The organism is Pseudomonas sp. R37(2017) (assembly GCF_002113375.1).
Taxonomy (GTDB): domain Bacteria; phylum Pseudomonadota; class Gammaproteobacteria; order Pseudomonadales; family Pseudomonadaceae; genus Aquipseudomonas.
This window is the reverse complement of the sequence record NZ_NEHO01000015.1, coordinates 54,626-72,162: the sequence shown is the minus strand read 5'-3', so window position 1 is coordinate 72,162 and position 17,537 is coordinate 54,626. Positions and strand designations below refer to the sequence as shown.

The following is a 17,537-nucleotide window of genomic DNA, read 5'->3' as shown; positions in this document are numbered from 1 at the left end:
ACCCGCTCCTACAGTAGGTAGTTCCTGAAATATAGTTAGCCTGCTTTCTTTTATCGCAACGCCGCGCCATGATGCAGTTCTCCCACCGCCGCCCGCGAACGAGTCCTCATGTCTGCGCAGCAACAGCCACCGCAAAGCTCCATGGCGATCACCCTGCAGATCGTCTCCATCGTTTTCTATACCTTCATTGCCTTCCTCTGCATCGGTTTGCCGATTGCGGTATTGCCGGGTTATGTCCATGAACAACTTGGGTTCAGCGCCGTCGTGGCCGGGTTGACCATTGGCTCGCAATACCTCGCCACCCTGCTCAGCCGGCCCATGGCCGGGCGGATGTCCGACAGCGTTGGCACCAAGCGCGCAATCATCTATGGCTTGGCGGGGATTGTGCTCAGTGGCGTGCTGACCGGGCTGTCTACCCTGTTGCAAGACTTGCCTTTGCTCAGCTTGCTGATTTTGATCGCCGGACGCTTGCTACTGGGGATCGCCCAAGGGTTGATCGGCGTCGGCACCATCAGTTGGTGCATGGGCCAGGTCGGTGCCGAGCACACCGCGCGGTCGATTTCCTGGAACGGCATCGCGTCCTATGGGGCCATTGCCATTGGTGCGCCACTGGGGGTGGTGATGGTCCAGCAGCTCGGGTTTACAAGCCTGGGCTTCGCCCTGTCGCTGTTGGCCCTGGCCGCACTGTCGCTGATTCGCAACAAGCCCTCGGTACCCGTGGTGCGCGGCGAGCGCCTGCCGTTTCGGGCGGTATTCGGGCGCATTGCGCCGTTTGGCGCGGGCCTGAGCCTGGCGTCCATTGGCTACGGCACCCTGACGACCTTTATCACCTTGTATTACGTCAGTCGTGGCTGGACCGGCGCGGCCTACTGCCTGACCGTGTTCGGCGTGTGTTTCATTCTGTCGCGGCTGCTGTTCATTTCCGCCATCAGCCGCTTCGGCGGATTCGCCTCGGCCATTGCCTGCATGTGCATCGAGACGGTTGGCCTGGTGCTGCTGTGGCTGGCGCCGTCGACTGGGTATGCGCTGATTGGCGCCGGCCTGACCGGGTTCGGCCTGTCACTGGTCTATCCGGCGCTGGGTGTCGAGGCCATCAAGCAGGTACCTGACTCCAGCCGGGGCGCGGGTTTGAGTGCTTATGCGGTGTTTTTCGACCTGGCGCTGGCCATCGCCGGCCCGTTGATGGGCGCGGTGGCGTTGAACCTGGGTTACGGGTGGATTTTCTTCAGTGCGGCGTTGTTGTCGGTGACGGGGTTGGGGCTGACCCTGCTGCTCAAGCATCGTGCGATGGTTTAGGTGGACCAGATTTCATGTGTGGGCTTGCTCGCGAAGAGGGAGTGTCAGACTGCATCATTGTCGGCTGACCCACCGCCTTCGCGAGCAAGTCGGGACGCCGCACCGCCGCTCCCACAGAATATGTGGCGCATCACTGATCGGCGGTTTGCATCCCCGCCCGGGTCGCCCTGCCCAGAGTGCGCGTGAAGAAACTTCCGGCTTCAGAGATCAAATTGCGGTGAATGTCTTGCCGATCGACGCCATCGGCATCGGTGCACAGCGCGGGCATGATCACGATCTGTTCGTCATCGCACGGAGCCATGAACACGAAGTGCCCAGCCCCGGCCAGCAACTTGAAATCTGGTGCCGTCGGCAGTTTGCGCGCCAGTGCGGCGGCGTTCTTGTCGACCGCCACCAGTTTGTCGCCATCGCCGCTGTATAGCAGTACCGGCACATGCACATCGGCCAGGGTGTGGCGGCCGAACTTCAGGCTCAGCGGCGCCATCAGCATCAAGGCATGAACGCGAGGATCAGCCACCGGTTGCAGGTCATCACGGTCGACAATCAGTTCGCCCCGGGTGTTGCAGGCATCGTTGTCATCCGGACGCTCCTGGCAATAGCGGCGCAGGCGATCCAGGTCCGGGGTCGCGCCGGACAGAATCAATGCGGTCTCGCCACCGGCCGAATAGCCAATGACGCCCACCTGATTGGCATTGACGAATGGCGACAGCATAGGGTCGCCCAGGGTCGCGGTGATGGCCTCGGAAATCTGGATCGGCCGACCGTACAGGTTACTCAAAGTACCGAGGCGACTGTGGTCCCTGGAGTTGTCACCGGGGTGGATAACCGCTACCACGACAAAGCCTTTACGTGCCAGCGAGGTGGCGAGGTCGTGCAAGGCGAGTGGAGTGCCGGTGTTACCGTGGGACAGCATCAACATCGGGAACCGGCCAATGGCGACTTTGGCGTCCTCCCCGGCTTCGACGGTGTAACCCTCGAGTTTGCTGGTGTGCTCCCAATCACTGGAAGGATAGAAAGCGATGGCACGCATCGGCTGCAAGTCCAGCGGGTCGAGAAAGGTCATCTCATGGAAACCGACGCTCCAGTGAGGATGCGGCGCAGGCGCGGCGTGCACTGTATTCAGGCTGCTGAGCAGGCAAATCAGTAAAGCTGCACAAAGACGCCCCATGGGATGCCCCACCTTGTTACCGAACTTGAGACCTGAACCCTGGAAAGCATAAGTCGGGCCACAATTTGAAAAGACCAGAAACAAAAAACTCCGTAACTGGTACTTGCGTAACCAGAATACAGAGTTTTTTGGGGCATTACATGAACGGTTGTTCGGTTTACGCGAACCTTACGCGGCGGCGAACAACTGCTCGCTGATTTGTGCGTGGGCGGCGCTCATGGCTTTGTTGCGCACCTCGTCACCGTAAGCCAGGCCTTCGGCGCGAACGATTTCGATGTCGGTGATGCCGATGAAACCGAACAGGACCTTCAAGTATTCTTCGTGGGCTACACCGGTTGCCTGGCCAGCGTGCATGCCGCCGGACGTCGAGACGATCACCACTTTTTTGCCGCCGCACAGGCCTTCAGGGCCGGCTTCGGTGTAACGGAAGGTCTGGCCGGCAACGGCGATGCGGTCGATCCAGGCCTTCAGTTGAGTCGGGATGGTGAAGTTGTACATCGGTGCGGCAATCACCACGGCATCGGCGGCGAGGAATTCGGCCAGGGTCGAGGCGCTCAGGTCGGCTTCATGCTGTTGGGCGGCGTTGCGCAGTTCGGCGGTAGTACCGGCTGCAACCAGGGTGTTGGCCGAGAAATGGCTGATGGCGTCGGCAGCCAGGTCGCGATAGGTCACCACAGCGGTTGGCTCGGCGGCTTGCCAGGCTTTGACGACTTCGCTGCTCAACTGACGGGAAGCCGAGTTGTCGCCCAGGATGCTCGAATCGATATGCAGCAGTTTCATGTGGGATCTCCAAGTGAGGATCGCCCACAAGGGCGATCTGATGGGACTAATCCTACAGGCGAAACCAATAGCTGATTAGATGGCAACAATGCGATAGTTCGTCTCACAGATAGAACAATCAGGCTGACATCATGCAAGACCTCAATGACCTGTATTACTTCGCCAAAGTCGTGGAAGCCGGTGGTTTCGCGGCAGCCGGTCGATTGCTGGGCATCCCCAAGTCGCGGCTGTCACGGCGCATCGCCGAACTCGAAGAACGCCTTGGCGCACGATTGCTGCAACGCACCACCCGCCAGCTGAAGCTCACCGCCGTGGGTGAACGCTACCTCAGGCACTGCCAGGCGATGCTGCTGGAGGCGGAAATGGCCGACGAGGCCGTGGCCAGCATGTCCAGCGAACCTCGCGGGCGTTTGCGGGTGTCCTGCCCGGTCGGGCTGGCCCACGAAATATTGCCGGGGGTGATCAGCGATTTTCTGGAGCGGTTTCCGCAAGTCCAGCTGGAGGTCATGCTGCTCAACCGGCGGGTTGATCTGGTGAACGAAGGCATTGACGTGGCCCTGCGTGTGCGGGAACTGGGCGACGAAGACCCACTGCTGGTCACCCGCCGCCTGCGTCAGGCGCAGATGCTGATGGTCGCCAGCCCCGGTTTTCTCCTTGGCCGCGAGATCAACCATCCCGAGGATCTGAAAAGCCTGCCGGTACTCGGCGCCCTGGAAGCCGATCGCATGGTGCACATCCGCATGTTGGATCAAAAGGGCAAAAGTTGTGAGCTCGCCCTCGAGGCGCGGTTGGGCATCGATGACTTTATCGTGCGCAAGGCCAGCACCCTCTCGGGTCTGGGATTTACGATGCTGCCCATGATGTATTGCGAGCAGGAACTGGAAAACGGCTCACTGGTGCAGTTGCTGCCCGACTGGTCGTTGCCCGGTGGCTGGCTGCAAGCGGTCTATCCTCATCGACGCGGCGTGATGCCGGCGGTACGCGCCTGGATTGACCATTTGGTCGAATCCTTCAATGCCTGCGGGGAACGATTGTTATGAAAGCCGGACGGATGAGCGAAGAGGATGTCGCGAAATTTTGCCTTGCTTTGCCCGGCGCGCGGGAAGACTACAAATGGGGAGGTGTGCGGGTGTTTTCGATTGCCGGGAACAAGATGTTCGCCTTGCAAGGGTTGCGGGGTGATTCCCTGGCGTTCAAGGTCGACAGAGACTTGTTTCTCGGCCATTGCGACCGCCCGGGAATTCATCCGGCGCCCTATCTGGCGCGCGCGCAGTGGATCATCATGCAGACGCCCTACCCGCTCGGTAGCGAAGAACTACAGGGATTGTTGCAGCGCTCCCACCAATTGGTGGTGAGCAGACTGCCAAAGCGCACTCAAGTCGGACTCTTGCTTTAGAGGCTTCTTCAATCAGAACAAGGCGAACCCGTGTGCGCCGAGGAACAGGTGATCGATCCAGAACACCTGATGCATCAGGACGATGATCCAGAACACCAACTGAAACGAGACTTTGCGCGTTTTGTGCCGAAACGCTTGCTGGGCCACTAACGCCCCGGGCCAGCCTCCGGCGAACTCGAGCGCATGCAGGACCTTCTCCGGCGTCCGCCATTGCTCGGCGCGCGCCTTGCGCTTGTCGCTCCAGTACAGAAAAAACGTCACGACGCTGACGATACCGTAGGCCGCCAGGGGAATCAGGGACACCCCCTGCAGCCAGATCGATACCGAACCCGACAGCGGCAACGCGCACAGAAACGCAAACACCAGCCACTTCAACCGTGGATAACGAACCTGTCCCCCGGACTGGCGTCCGGGGTTATTGCGCGAGCGCGAGTCACTCACGGCTTCGCCGCGTTCCAGTCAACCCAGCCGAATTGCCAGGTCGCCAGGATGATCAGACCGAACACGATGCGATACCAGGCAAACGCCGCATAGCTGTGGTTGGCGATGAACTTGAGCAGCCCGCGAACCGCAACCATCGCAAAGATGAACGCCGTGACGAAACCAACCGCGAACACCGGGAAATCCGCCGGGACAAACAGGTGACGGTATTTGTAACCCGAGTACACCGCCGCACCGACCATGGTAGGCATCGCCAGGAAGAACGAGAACTCGGTGGCGGTCTTGCGCGACAGGCCGAACAGCAACCCGCCGATGATCGTCGAGCCCGAGCGCGAAGTGCCCGGAATCATGGCCAGGCATTGGGCGAAGCCAACTTTCAGGGCATCTTTCCAGGTAATGTCATCCACGGTTTCGGCGTGCACCTCATGCTGGCGGCGCTCGGCCCACAACATGATGAACCCGCCCACCACCAGCGCCGATGCCACGGTGATCGGATTGAACAGGTACTCGTGGATCAGGTCGGCGAAGATGACACCCAACACCACGGCCGGCAAGAACGCGATCAACAGGTTCGCGGTAAACCGCCGGGCACTCGGCTGAGTCGGCAGACCGAAGACCACGTCGAAGATCTTGCGCCGAAACTCCCACACCACAGCCAGGATGGCACCCAGTTGAATAATGATGTTGAACGCCATCGCCCGCTCGCCACCGAAGCCGAGCAAGTCAGCCACGATAATCTGGTGACCCGTACTGGAAATGGGCAGGAACTCGGTCAGCCCTTCTACAACCCCAAGAATCAATGCCTGAAAGGCAGTCCAAAGATCCATCAATCCCCCAAAAGGCTATGCGCGTCGGCATGCCTCCGTCAGTATTTTTCAAAAGCTTTCATTGCGACCAGCGTAACTGAAGCCCCGCGCGCCAAGGATCACCACAGAACCGTGAAAACCCTGTGAAAAACCACCCTGAGCCGGGTTTATCCGTGCGGGGCCGAAATCCTATCAGACAAGTCCGATCGGCGGTTACAATCCGCCCCCTTCTTCGCTATCCCCAAGGAACCTCCATGTCCGGGCTTGAACTGTTTGCCGCCGCCCTCGGTGTGATTGCCGTCTGGCTGACAGTCAAACAGAACCCCTGGTGCTGGCCCATCGGTCTGGTCATGGTGCTGCTGTATGGCTGGATCTTTTTTCAGGTGAAGCTGTATTCGGACATGCTGCTGCAGATCGTCTATGCCGCCTTGCAACTTTACGGCTGGTGCCAGTGGACGCGGGTGGGCGAAACGACCCATGGCCGCGAAGTCAGTCGGCTCGACACTCGATTCGTCGTGTCGAGCCTCACCATTGGCGCAGTCGGCAGTCTGTTGCTGGGGGCAGCCATGGCCCATTGGACCGACGCCGCGCAACCCTGGCTCGATGCGGCGCTGACCGGGTTCAGCCTGGTGGCGCAAGTCTGGATGGCGCAAAAACGTGTCCAGTGCTGGCCGTTGTGGATCACCCTGGATGTGATTTTCGTTGGGCTGTTCATCTATAAGGACCTGTACCTGACGGCCACTCTGTACGGCTTGTTCACCGCTATCGCCGTGCAGGGCTGGCGCGAATGGCGCGCCGATCCGGCATTGCGCGCATGAAAGTCCTGGTTCTCACAGGCCCCGAATCCAGCGGTAAAAGCTGGCTGGCGGCCGAGTTGCGACAGCATTTCGGCGGGATTCTGGTTGACGAATATGTGCGCTGGTTCATTGAGCAGAATCCACGGGATACCACACTGGCCGACATTACGCCCATCGCCCGTGGCCAATTGGCATGGGAAGACCTGGCGCGGGCGCAACAACCGCCGTTGCTCATACTCGACACGCACCTGCTGAGTAATATCCTCTGGAGCCAGACCCTGTTTGGCCAATGCCCCGCCTGGATCGAACAGGCACTCCTGGACCGGCACTATGACCTACACTTGTTGCTGTCGCCGGAACACATCGATTGGACGGATGATGGCCAGCGTTGCCAACCCCGCTTGAGTGATCGCCAGGCATTTTTCGACCAGACCCTGACGTGGCTCGAGCGCCACGCACAACCGGTTCAAGTACTGCGCGGAGATTGGGCGCAACGTCGACTCCAGGCACTGAACGCCGTGAATCGTTTGCTCGACGCCTGACCGGCGTCTGGGCGGTTTCACCCATCCCCCCTGTTTTCAGGGGAAAGTGTCCGATCCTGAAACACCGTCACTGCCTGAAACTGCCCATTTCAACGCACTTCTTCGTTTGCCATCCGATTTGTAAAGGTATTGATACAGCAACACTGGAGCCTCTGTTCCATAAGGAGGGGCGTCGGCATTTCCGGGCTGCCTTCGCGGGGTTTTGTCTCACCGTTGGAACATCTTCGGCAAAGGGTTCCCGGAAAAGACTGCAAGCCATTGAATCAACGCGATATTCAGAAATCGGCACAGCTTTCGCTCCATTCCCTGCACAACTGATCAGGGCCTGCCGATAAATGAAGGAAAAACCGTCGTGGGGATTTTCAACACAAGAGGATTAACGTGCCTCCTGCTGTTCGCGAGCGCTGGTGGCACGATTCTCGGTTTCGACGTTCAAGCCGAAGGCAACGGTGTCATCGTGCTTGATCGTTCTGTTCACCCGACTTTCATCGGTCACAACGCCGACAAGGATCCGAACCCGAACACCATCAATGCCAACCCATCGGCCCGCGTCACCGGCGAACTCAGCGACGCCGACATTGCCGGAGTCACTACCGGAACGGCCCTTCACCAAGGCAACGGGCAGAACCTGCGCGGCATGCAAGGCCTCAACGTCATCACCAGCCCCAACGGTTTGCCTGGCATGGCCGCCGACCACGGCACTGGCAGTGGCAGCGCCATTTCCGGAACCATCAACCGTGCCATGAGCACCGGCCTCGGCTCACTGGGCAGAATTGCGGGAGGCCAATGACATGAGTCGATCTCTCCTGTTGTTTGCCCTGCTCGGTTGCACCACTGCAATGGCCGACTCGGGCGGCCGTTCGGTAAACACCGCTTCCATCCAGGATTCCGGTGCTCAATACCACGGCAACTTCAACGTCAACCAGGCGGCCGGTGATCAACAACAGCAGGCCAACGTCCGCGCAATCGCCATTGGTACCCAAGCCGGTGCGACCACCAGCGTCAGGCAAAAAATCACCACGACCGCCAATCCATCGACTGACGCAACGGCCAGTATCGGCGGCAACGCTTTCAGTAATGGCAACGGCGTACTGGGTGTCAACCAGGGCGCCGGGGCGAACAACCAGATGGCGAACGCGATGCACATCAGCATCAGCGCTGCACCACAAGCGATCGACGATAGTGCCCTTTCTCAACAGAACGTGGCGTTGCTGCCGAACTCGGGAGCAACTGACACACCAAACGGCAGTCGCCAGGTCGAGACAAGCGACCAGGCCTTCACCGGCAGCCGCGGAGTGATCCAGATAAACCAAAGTGCCGGGGTGGGGAACCGGATGGCTAACACCCTGAGCATCCGGGTCTCTGAGTGACCCCCAAAAACTGCAGTCAGGGAAGCACCAACACTTGACCAACACATGAGCGCGGAGAAACACCATGAACCCGACAACTGCTCTCAAACCCCTTGCTTTCGCTCTGGCGGCAGTGATGGCATTCGCAGCTCAAGCAGGCGCTCTTGATAATGGTCAAGGCAACGGTCAGGGAAATGGGCAAGGCACCCCCCCCCAGCCTGAAGGCCCCACCCTGGAACAAATTCTGCAGATTACAGCAGGTGCCGGGGCCGCAGTGATGGACTCGCAGAACAGCCGTCACAACTCCGTATCGAACCAGGGCACCCAAAACGACGCCAAGGTCGATACCTCCCTGAACAACTCCAACGGCAACATGGGTGCCAACGTTGCTGCCGGTGACGGCAACCAACAAGACAACGCCGCCGCCCTTGCCACTGCTGACGAAAGCTTTATTTTCGGCACGGCCGTCGCCGCCTCCAGCGCGACTCAGCGGAGCAGCGGCAATACCGCCAGGAACCGCTCCAACACCAACAACACGACCCTGAACAACGCCGGCAACAGCGGGTCCGGCAACATCGGCATCAACGTGACCAGCGGCGCCTTCAACCAACAGAAAAACAACCTGGCGATTGCCGTTTCGGGCGGCCGTGTAGCACTGGCGGCGGCAGCGGCCAACCAAAGCACATCCGGGATGAAGGTCACCAACAACGGCAAGCCCGCGACTGATGTCGTACCCGTGGGTGTGTTCGGTCTGGCTGGCGTAACCACTCAACAAGTGATAACTCCAGAAAGCTGGAAACCCCCGGTAATCAACAATGCTTCGATAACGGGCTCGATGAACAACTTCTCGGGCAACGGCGGAGCGAACATATCGTCCGGCGTAGGCAACCAGCAAAGCAACTCGCTGTCCATCGCCGCTGGCTGCAAGACTTGCCAGTAATCGCGATCGCAATCGCAATGAAAGCCCCAGGGCCTATCGATCATGCGCAAGACTGTCCTTTTCGCCCTGCTCTGCCTGTCCGGCCTGACCCAGGCCGCCCAGATTCCGGTTGCCGCCCTGCCAGGCGGCGTACTGGTGTACAAGCACGTACAGAGTTTGCGTGAGCGCAAGTTCAGCGACATCGTCGAACAAAAGACCGATTTCAGCTGCGGTGCCGCCGCGCTGGCAACGATACTGCGCCAGGCTTATTGGCTTGACGTCGATGAGGAGCACGTCATCAAAGGCATGCTGCTCACCGCAGACCAGGACCTTGTGCGTACCCAGGGTTTTTCCATGCTGGACATGAAGCGCTACATAGAGCGTATCGGCATGCGCGCCCGGGGCTACAAGATACCCCCCGAAAGACTCGAGGCAGTGACGATTCCGGTGGTGGTACTGATGGAAATTCGCGGCTACAAGCACTTCGTGGTGTTGCAGAGGGCGGACAAGAACTGGGTCTACATCGGCGACCCGGTACTCGGACACAAACGCTACTCCCATGATGACTTTGTCAAAGGCTGGAATGGCATTATCTTCGCGATCATCGGTCCCGGTTACGACAAGACCAATGCGTTACGCAGTCCTCCGGAACCGCTGACTGCCAAGAACAAGATGGATAACTTCAACCCGGTCAAAGATGCTGAGTTGATGGATTTTGGTTTCATACAGAGCGACTTCTTTTAATCGCCAATAAGATGACAGGGGGCAGGACGCTCCGGGAGCAGCAAATGAAAACCTCGTATTGGGTGATCGTTGCCTGTCTGGCAGCGAACGCTTCAGGTTTTGCTGATGAGTTCAAACCCATCGAAATCAAGGACCAGGAACTGGCCGAGTTGCGTGGCCGGTATGTGATGCCGGGGCGGATCATCAGCTTCGGTGTTGTCATGAGCAGTACCTGGCGCAATGCCAGTGGTGATCTGATCGGGGCCTCTACCTCGATGCAGCTTCAAGCCGCAACGGTCAAACCCCAGTTCTATGTTTCAACCATCAAGCAATCCGGCCATGGCGGTGTGTCCAGGTCAGGTAGCGGCAACGTGATGGGGGGCGCTGCTCTGAGCACTTCTCGGGGCATCACCCAGGTTACGCGGGCCGCAGGCGATGGAAACAGCTCAACCAACAATATCGCCATCAACGTCAAGGAGGCCAGAACGGCCCCTGCACTGGTGCCGAGCCAGGGTCAGGCGCTGATAGCCGGTCAAACCGTTACCGGCAGCAATGCCGCAGGCAGTGTCGCGGTTTCCGAGACGAGCGGTGGGGTTCAGGTGGCCATCACCGCCGCCAACAATCAGGGCTCGAGCCTGCAACAAGTCGCCCGAGGCGGGCTGCTGCAAAACACCCGATTGCTGGGCAGCAGCAATGTGGTCGACAACATGACTCAACTCAACGTGGTGCTCAACAATAATGGCCCTGGCGCTGGTGTATCGGACGGCAATCTGAGCCAACTCGCGGCATTACGGACCTTGGGGTATTGAACTACGCTGAGTTACGACCGTTGGGCACAAATGGGCGGCATATTTCATGTACCAATCAGTATCACTGCGTGCAGTCGTATGCTTGAGTACCCTACTTTCGGCGACGACGTTGCAGGCAGCTCCTGACCCGGAACTGGAGGCACTCAAACAAGAGCTACTGGAGCTGAAACAACGATACGAAGTACAACAAAAAGCCATGGCGGTTCTCGAGCAACGGGTCCGCCAGGTCGAAGACCAGTCCGCTGCGCCGCCGCCCAAACGCCTGGCCAAGTCACCAGCGGACCTCAAGGGCAATCCAAACGTCGCTACCGGCACCGGCACCGGTGCCGCGGCGGCTTCAGGTGGCGCTGCCGGTGGCAGCGGCAGCTCTTATGGACAATCTCTGGCCGATGGCTCGCAACCGGCGCAAAGCGTTTCAAACCTGTATGACGAGGCCAGCGGATTCTTCGGCGGTGGCAAGTTCAGCTTCGAAACCGGAATTACCTACTCCCGGTACGATACTCGCCAATTGATCCTCAACGGTTTTCTCGCACTGGACTCGATCTTTCTCGGTGCCATCAACCTGGACCGGATCAAGGCCGACACCTGGACTCTCGACCTCACCGGTCGCTACAACTTCGACAATCGCTGGCAGTTCGACCTGAACGTGCCGGTGGTCTACCGTCAATCCACGTACCAGTCCGGTGGCGGCAGTAACGGCACGGCAAACGTCACGACCGAAGATACCGTCAAGGAAGACCCGGCCATTGGCGACGTCAACTTCGGTATCGCCTACAAATTCCTCGACGAATCGGCCACCACCCCGGATGCCGTGGTGACCTTGCGCGTCAAGGCACCGACAGGCAAAGACCCGTTCGGCATCAAGCTCATTCGGGCGGCCGACAACTCCAATCTCGCCGTGCCTGAGTCCTTGCCAACCGGTAACGGCGTCTGGTCGATTACGCCGGGGATCTCTCTGGTCAAGACGTTCGATCCGGCGGTGCTGTTCGGCAGCCTGTCCTACACCCATAACCTGGAAGACTCTTTCGACGACATCAGCTCCAATCCAGCAGTCAAGACACCGGGCAAGGTACGCATTGGCGACAGTTTCCAGATCGGTGCCGGCATTGCGTTCGCCTTGAACGAAAAGATGAGTATGTCGTTCTCGTTCTCTGACCTGGTGCAACGCAAAAGCAAGCTCAAGGAAGATGGCGGAGATTGGCAATCGGTGGTGAACAGCGATGCCAACGCCGGTTACTTCAACATCGGCATGACCATTGCGGCCACCGACAATCTGACCATCGTCCCCAACCTGTCCATCGGCATGACGGACGATGCCCCGGACTTCCAGTTCAGCCTGAAATTCCCTTACTACTTCTGATCCAGACAAAAAAACCGGCAACTTTCATCGCAGCGGGCTTTTCGAACGAGGTTGGGAATCAGCGAATCTGGTGCTTGTGCAGCAACCGGTAGAAGGTCGGTCGCGACACACCCAAGACCTTGGCGGCGACACTCAGATTATCGCTGTGGCGGTTCAATACATCGCACAACGCCTGGCGTTCGGCCCGGGACTTGTATTCTTCGAGGGTGCCCATTGGCGCAGTGATGGTGTGCTGACTGATCAACCCCAGATCCCGGGCCTCGATCTGCCGGCCTTCGGCCAACACCAGCCCGCGACGAACGCGATTGGCCAGTTCACGAACATTGCCTGGCCAGTCGTGTTTGCCCATGGCTATCAAGGCATCTTCGCTGAAACTGCGTGGGCGACGACCGGTTTCACGGCTGTAGAAATGAGAGAAGTGGTTGGCCAGCATCGACAGGTCACCATGGCGCTCGCGCAGCGGAACGGTCACCACCTGCAGTACGTTCAGACGATAATACAAATCTTCGCGGAAGCGTTTCTTCTCGATAGCGGCTTCAAGATCGACATTCGTTGCCGCCAGAATCCGCACATCTACCGCAATCGGCTGACTGCCGCCCACTCGCTCGATGTGTTTTTCCTGGAGGAATCGCAACAGATTGGCCTGTAACTCCAGTGGCAGGTCGCCGATCTCGTCGAGAAAGAGAGTGCCACCGTTGGCGGCTTCGATCCGTCCGATCTTGCGTTGGTGTGCGCCGGTAAATGCGCCTTTCTCATGACCAAACAGCTCGGACTGGATCAAGTGTTCGGGAATCGCACCGCAATTGATCGCAATAAAGGGTTTGCTGTGACGCAGGGACTGGCGATGCAGGGTGCGCGCGACCAGCTCTTTGCCAGTCCCGCTTTCGCCGCGAATCAACACTGCAGATTCGGTCGGAGCCAGTTTGCTCAACAGTTTTCGCAGTTCACGGATAGGTTTGCTGTCGCCCAGTAATTCATGCTCGGACTGGTCGACATGGACCGTACCCTGCCCGCGCAACCGCACCATGCCAAAAGCCCGGCCAAGCGTTACCTGAACCCGGGACACATCGAATGGCAAGGTATGAAAGTCGAAAAACCATTCACAGACAAAGTCGCCGACATTTTGCAGCCGCAGCGTTTCCTTATTGAGTACGGCAATCCACTCGGCGCCACTGCGGCTGATCAATTCCTTGACGGCTTCGGGGTGTTCAAGATGAACTGGCTGCAAACGCAACAAGCCCACGTCACAGGTTCGGTCCGCGGCATGCTCCAACATGCAGCTATCCACGTCCCAACCGATAGAGCGCAATCCAGGGAGCAGACGATAACAATCGTCACAAGGGTCCACCACTAATAGACGTCGTGAAACAGGCGTATCACTCATGACTGTTCCTTGGCGCCAAATTTAAGAAAATTTATTAAAAACAGTCGTTTGGCGGACCTGACTGTAACGTTAGCAAGAATTTGACAAGTCCTTGTACCGTTTGACTATAGGGTTGTTTTCAAACCAGTTATAAGAAGCGCTTTTGATAGTTACCTATCGACCCTTTCCTTTCATTCAGCTTTCAAGGCGCAGTTCATTCTTGAGCATATGAAATAAAGTGAAAATTTCTTTTGATTATGTGTGACCCAACCCCCGCCTGCGGGCATCAGTACAAGTAACCAGCCGAACGGTAAGCCCAACCGACGGCCTGTCACTTGATTGGGCATACAGAGAGAAGACCCTATGAACGCCCCGCTGCGTATCAACGAAGCACTTCTGATTGCCGACCGCGCGTTTAAACCATTCAAATGCGTGGCCTGGGCTCCACAAGACGGCAATGGCGAACTCAGCCTGACCGTTATCGACCGTACCAGCACCAGCATTGGCCGCAAGCAGATCCCAAGCAGCGCTTATTCCGATCCTGCACAACTCGAACTGCTGCTGGAACAGGCCCGCGCCGAATTGAGCGAGGAAGGTTACACACTGCAGTCATGGTCGATGCCGCACTAATCGTTTTGCGGATTACTCCGGGGTAATCCGCGCCCTCCCCCCGCTTTTAGTTGGGCTGCCCGCTCTGGCCCATTTGCACTCATTTCTCAGTTAGTTCGAACTTTTGTGCAACCGATACTTTGCAGGCTTGCCATTGGTTCGAAAAGACACTGTTGTGGCACACAGCGACTCTCCGTCCGTTAGTTATCACAGTTGTGCAACTCCCCATTCAGGGATTGAATATTCTCCCTACACAGTCGCCACCCCAACTTCCGGATCAGGACGACTCGCAAGGAGGTGCGGTTCATGCCAATCCAGTCCGCTATTGCCTACTCTCCCACCCGGAAAACTGCTGGCGCGCTCGATACGACGTTTGCCGCCCAAGGCAAAACCCAGGTGTATTTCGCCGACAGCCTTTACAGCATGACCAACGACATTGCGATCGATGCCCAGGGCCGTTTGCTGGTGGCGGCCAAGATCACCACGGCCGAAGGCAGCCGCTTCGGCCTGGCCCGTTTGCTGGAGGATGGTTCGGCAGACCTCGCGTTTGGCAAACAAGGCAGCGTCATCGGGCAATTCGAATCGGGCTTCGAAGCCATGGGCGCCAAGGTACTGGTCATGCCCGACGGCAATATCCTGTTGGCCGGTCTGCAATACGAAAACGCCCATCGTACGCTCCCTGCTCTGGCATTGTTCGATCAAGAGGGGCACCTGGTTCAACGCTTTGGCGACAACGGCCGCCGGGTCGTGCGCTTGCCTGGCGGCCTGTCCCTGGGCATACGCGATCTCTGGCTGCCACCCGGTGTGCCAGGCGCGGAAGCCTGCGATGTGGACATACAACAAGACGGCCGGATCCTGATCCTGGCCAATCATCACTACGAACTGGCCGATCACGTCGGCCTGTTGATACGACTGGATGTCGAAGGCTCACTGGACTGTTCGTTCAATGACCGCGGTTTTGTCGTGGTCAGACACCTATTGACGAACACCTGGCTCAGCAGCCTGACGGTACAACGCGACGGTCGGATTCTGGTGGGTGGATCGATCAACTTCCCCGAGGAAGGCTTGCTGGCACGCTACCTGGCTGATGGCCGCCTCGACGACAGTTTTGCCGTGGATGGGTTCATGACCTTCAAGGCGCAAGGGCTTGGTGCTCAGGTCCGTCAAGTGGTCCAGCAACTCAATGGCGATATCCTGTGTGTGGGCAGCAGCCACGAACCGATGCATTGCCTGACCTACAAAATGCACAGCAACGGTCGCCCCGACAAGCACTGCAACGGCGGCAAGCCACAACGCCTGTCTATAGGCCACAGTGGCTGCCAGTGGAATGCCGCGCATCTGCAGCCCGATGGCCGTGTGCTCATGGCGGGCGCAACCATCGGCGGCGTTGAGGCAGACTTCATTGTCGGGCGGTACCTGGCCGACGGCCATCTCGATTGCCGTTTCGGCACAGGCTGCGGGTTTACGCGTAGCCGCCTCGGCCCCAGCCTGGATACGGCCACCTGTGTCGCGGCGCAGACCGATGGAAACATCGTCGTAGGCGGCTATTCGCTGCAAGGGAATTACAAGGCAATTGTCGCGCGATATCTGGGCTGAACCGTTGCATCCCCGCGCTTGATCTTCTCGCCCGCTTACGGCAAGTTGCGCGCTTCTTAAAACAAGGAGCAGCCGATGTCCGGTTCAATGGCCCAGGCGTTCGCGCACAACTTTCTCGGGAACTCGCCCCGCTGGTACAAGGCCTGCATCGTCGGCTTTCTGATTCTCAATGCCCTGGTGCTGTGGACACTGGGCCCTGTGGCCGCTGGCTGGCTGCTGGTATTGGAGTTCATCTTTACCCTGGCCATGGCGCTCAAGTGTTATCCGCTGATGCCCGGCGGCCTGTTGTTGATTGAAGCCCTGCTGCTGAAGATGACCACGCCCCAGGCGCTGTACGACGAGTTGCAACACAACTTCCCGGTGATCCTGCTGCTGATGTTCATGGTGGCCGGGATCTATTTCATGAAGGACTTGCTGTTGTACCTGTTTTCGCGCCTGCTGCTCGGGGTTCGCTCCAAGGCCCTGCTGGCGCTGATGTTCTGCTTTTTGTCGGCCTTTCTGTCGGCGTTCCTCGATGCCTTGACCGTGACGGCGGTGATTATCAGTGCCGCCGTCGGCTTCTACTCGGTGTATCACCGCGTCGCCTCGGGTAACGATCCGCGCCAGGACAGCGAGTACAGCGACGACAAACATCTGCCGACCCTGCATCAGGGCGATCTCGAACAGTTCCGCGCCTTTCTGCGCAGCCTGCTGATGCACGGTGCCGTGGGCACCGCATTGGGCGGTGTCTGCACACTGGTCGGCGAACCGCAGAACCTGCTGATCGGCCATGAAATGGGCTGGCACTTCTCCGAGTTCTTTACCCAGGTTGCGCCGGTATCCCTGCCGGTACTGGTTGCCGGGCTGCTCACCTGCGTCCTGCTGGAAAAACTGCGCGGGTTCGGATACGGCACGCTGCTGCCGGATAACGTCCGCGCGGTACTGGCCAACTACGCCGCCGAAGACGATGCCGAACGGAGCACTCGCCAGCGTGCCGCGCTTCTTGTGCAAGGCGTCGCTGCATTGATTCTGATTGTCGGGCTGGCGTTCCACATTGCCGAAGTGGGCTTGATCGGCTTGATGGTGATCGTGTTGATCACCGCGTTTACCGGCATCACCGATGAACACCGACTCGGCACCGCATTCAAGGACGCCATGCCGTTTACCGCATTGCTGGTGGTGTTTTTCGCCGTGGTCGCGGTGATTCACGATCAGCAACTGTTCGCGCCACTGATCCGCTGGGTGCTGACGCTGCCGGCGGATCGACAGCCAGGCATGCTGTTCATTGCCAACGGCCTGCTGTCCGCCATTAGCGACAACGTGTTCGTGGCAACCATTTACATCACCGAAGTGAAGCGCGCATTCCTGGCGGGCGAGATGACCCGGGAGCATTTCGAGACGCTGGCCATTGCGATCAACACCGGCACCAACCTGCCAAGCGTGGCGACACCCAACGGCCAGGCGGCATTTCTGTTCTTGCTGACCTCCGCGATCGCGCCGCTGGTGCGTCTGTCTTACGGGCGGATGGTCTGGATGGCGCTGCCATACACCGTGGTGATGGGTGTGCTGGGGTGGTATGCGGTGAGTTACTGGCTCTGACACCG

Annotated in this window: 19 protein-coding genes; 14 read left to right on the top strand and 5 right to left on the bottom strand. The window is 58.8% G+C overall.

Going from position 1 to position 17,537, the window contains the following annotated elements:
* The first annotated feature begins 108 nt into the window (after positions 1–108).
* On the top strand, positions 109–1,296 hold the full coding sequence (locus CAG47_RS21465; RefSeq protein WP_085727151.1) for an MFS transporter: 1,188 nt from the start codon (positions 109–111) through the stop codon (positions 1,294–1,296).
* Between the two features lie 130 nt (positions 1,297–1,426).
* Here the strand turns inward: CAG47_RS21465 and CAG47_RS21460 are convergent, their stop codons facing one another.
* Entirely contained in the window at positions 1,427–2,464 is a 1,038-nt protein-coding gene (locus tag CAG47_RS21460) for a dienelactone hydrolase (RefSeq protein WP_085727149.1), read from the bottom strand.
* A gap of 168 nt (positions 2,465–2,632) precedes the next feature.
* Positions 2,633–3,244, bottom strand: coding sequence for an FMN-dependent NADH-azoreductase (locus CAG47_RS21455; protein ID WP_085727147.1), 612 nt, complete (start codon positions 3,242–3,244; stop codon positions 2,633–2,635).
* 131 nt (positions 3,245–3,375) lie between these two features.
* Here CAG47_RS21455 and CAG47_RS21450 point away from each other — a divergent pair, with 131 nt between their 5' ends.
* Positions 3,376–4,284 (top strand): LysR substrate-binding domain-containing protein, encoded by a 909-nt coding sequence (locus tag CAG47_RS21450; protein WP_085727145.1) that lies wholly within the window; start codon positions 3,376–3,378, stop codon positions 4,282–4,284.
* Positions 4,281–4,640, top strand: a complete 360-nt coding sequence (locus tag CAG47_RS21445; protein WP_085727143.1) for an MmcQ/YjbR family DNA-binding protein — start codon at positions 4,281–4,283, stop codon at positions 4,638–4,640. Before CAG47_RS21450 ends, CAG47_RS21445 begins: the two co-directional genes overlap by 4 nt.
* A 12-nt stretch (positions 4,641–4,652) precedes the next feature.
* Here the strand turns inward: CAG47_RS21445 and CAG47_RS21440 are convergent, their stop codons facing one another.
* Entirely contained in the window at positions 4,653–5,081 is a 429-nt protein-coding gene (locus CAG47_RS21440; protein WP_085727141.1) for a DUF1294 domain-containing protein, read from the bottom strand.
* Positions 5,078–5,908, bottom strand: coding sequence for an undecaprenyl-diphosphate phosphatase (locus tag CAG47_RS21435; RefSeq protein ID WP_085727139.1), 831 nt, complete (start codon positions 5,906–5,908; stop codon positions 5,078–5,080). Before CAG47_RS21435 ends, CAG47_RS21440 begins: the two co-directional genes overlap by 4 nt.
* Before the next feature lie 233 nt (positions 5,909–6,141).
* On the opposite strand from CAG47_RS21435, the gene pnuC reads away from it, so the two are divergent.
* From pnuC to CAG47_RS21395, 8 genes are all read left to right on the top strand, one after another.
* Positions 6,142–6,705 (top strand): nicotinamide riboside transporter PnuC, encoded by a 564-nt coding sequence (pnuC, locus tag CAG47_RS21430; RefSeq protein ID WP_085727137.1) that lies wholly within the window; start codon positions 6,142–6,144, stop codon positions 6,703–6,705.
* The gene (locus CAG47_RS21425; protein WP_085727135.1) at positions 6,702–7,226 is read left to right on the top strand and encodes an AAA family ATPase; all 525 of its coding nucleotides are present in this window, start codon (positions 6,702–6,704) and stop codon (positions 7,224–7,226) included. Before pnuC ends, CAG47_RS21425 begins: the two co-directional genes overlap by 4 nt.
* Before the next feature lie 352 nt (positions 7,227–7,578).
* On the top strand, positions 7,579–8,016 hold the full coding sequence (locus tag CAG47_RS21420) for a hypothetical protein (RefSeq protein ID WP_085727133.1): 438 nt from the start codon (positions 7,579–7,581) through the stop codon (positions 8,014–8,016).
* 1 nt (position 8,017) lies between these two features.
* On the top strand, positions 8,018–8,596 hold the full coding sequence (locus CAG47_RS21415) for an adhesin (protein WP_085727131.1): 579 nt from the start codon (positions 8,018–8,020) through the stop codon (positions 8,594–8,596).
* A 64-nt stretch (positions 8,597–8,660) separates the two neighbouring features.
* The gene (locus tag CAG47_RS21410) at positions 8,661–9,515 is read left to right on the top strand and encodes a heme utilization protein (protein ID WP_085727129.1); all 855 of its coding nucleotides are present in this window, start codon (positions 8,661–8,663) and stop codon (positions 9,513–9,515) included.
* Positions 9,516–9,557: 42 nt separating this feature from the next.
* Positions 9,558–10,238 carry a C39 family peptidase gene (locus tag CAG47_RS21405; RefSeq protein WP_085727127.1) on the top strand — a complete coding sequence of 227 codons (681 nt, stop codon included), beginning with the start codon at positions 9,558–9,560 and terminating at the stop codon, positions 10,236–10,238.
* A gap of 44 nt (positions 10,239–10,282) precedes the next feature.
* Entirely contained in the window at positions 10,283–11,026 is a 744-nt protein-coding gene (locus CAG47_RS21400; protein WP_085727125.1) for a hypothetical protein, read from the top strand.
* A 46-nt stretch (positions 11,027–11,072) separates the two neighbouring features.
* The gene (locus CAG47_RS21395) at positions 11,073–12,386 is read left to right on the top strand and encodes a hypothetical protein (protein ID WP_085727123.1); all 1,314 of its coding nucleotides are present in this window, start codon (positions 11,073–11,075) and stop codon (positions 12,384–12,386) included.
* A gap of 58 nt (positions 12,387–12,444) precedes the next feature.
* Here CAG47_RS21395 and CAG47_RS21390 read toward each other — a convergent pair whose 3' ends face one another.
* Positions 12,445–13,770 (bottom strand): sigma-54 dependent transcriptional regulator, encoded by a 1,326-nt coding sequence (locus CAG47_RS21390; RefSeq protein WP_085727121.1) that lies wholly within the window; start codon positions 13,768–13,770, stop codon positions 12,445–12,447.
* Positions 13,771–14,112: 342 nt separating this feature from the next.
* Between CAG47_RS21390 and CAG47_RS21385 the strand changes: the two genes are divergently transcribed.
* From CAG47_RS21385 to nhaB, 3 genes are all read left to right on the top strand, one after another.
* Complete coding sequence (locus CAG47_RS21385; protein ID WP_007970062.1) at positions 14,113–14,379, top strand: hypothetical protein; 267 nt, start codon at positions 14,113–14,115, stop codon at positions 14,377–14,379.
* Between the two features lie 285 nt (positions 14,380–14,664).
* Positions 14,665–15,954, top strand: a complete 1,290-nt coding sequence (locus tag CAG47_RS21380) for a hypothetical protein (RefSeq protein WP_085727120.1) — start codon at positions 14,665–14,667, stop codon at positions 15,952–15,954.
* 75 nt (positions 15,955–16,029) lie between these two features.
* A complete protein-coding gene (nhaB, locus tag CAG47_RS21375; RefSeq protein ID WP_085727117.1) occupies positions 16,030–17,532 on the top strand; it encodes a sodium/proton antiporter NhaB in 1,503 nt (500 codons plus the stop codon).
* Positions 17,533–17,537: the final 5 nt, after the last annotated feature.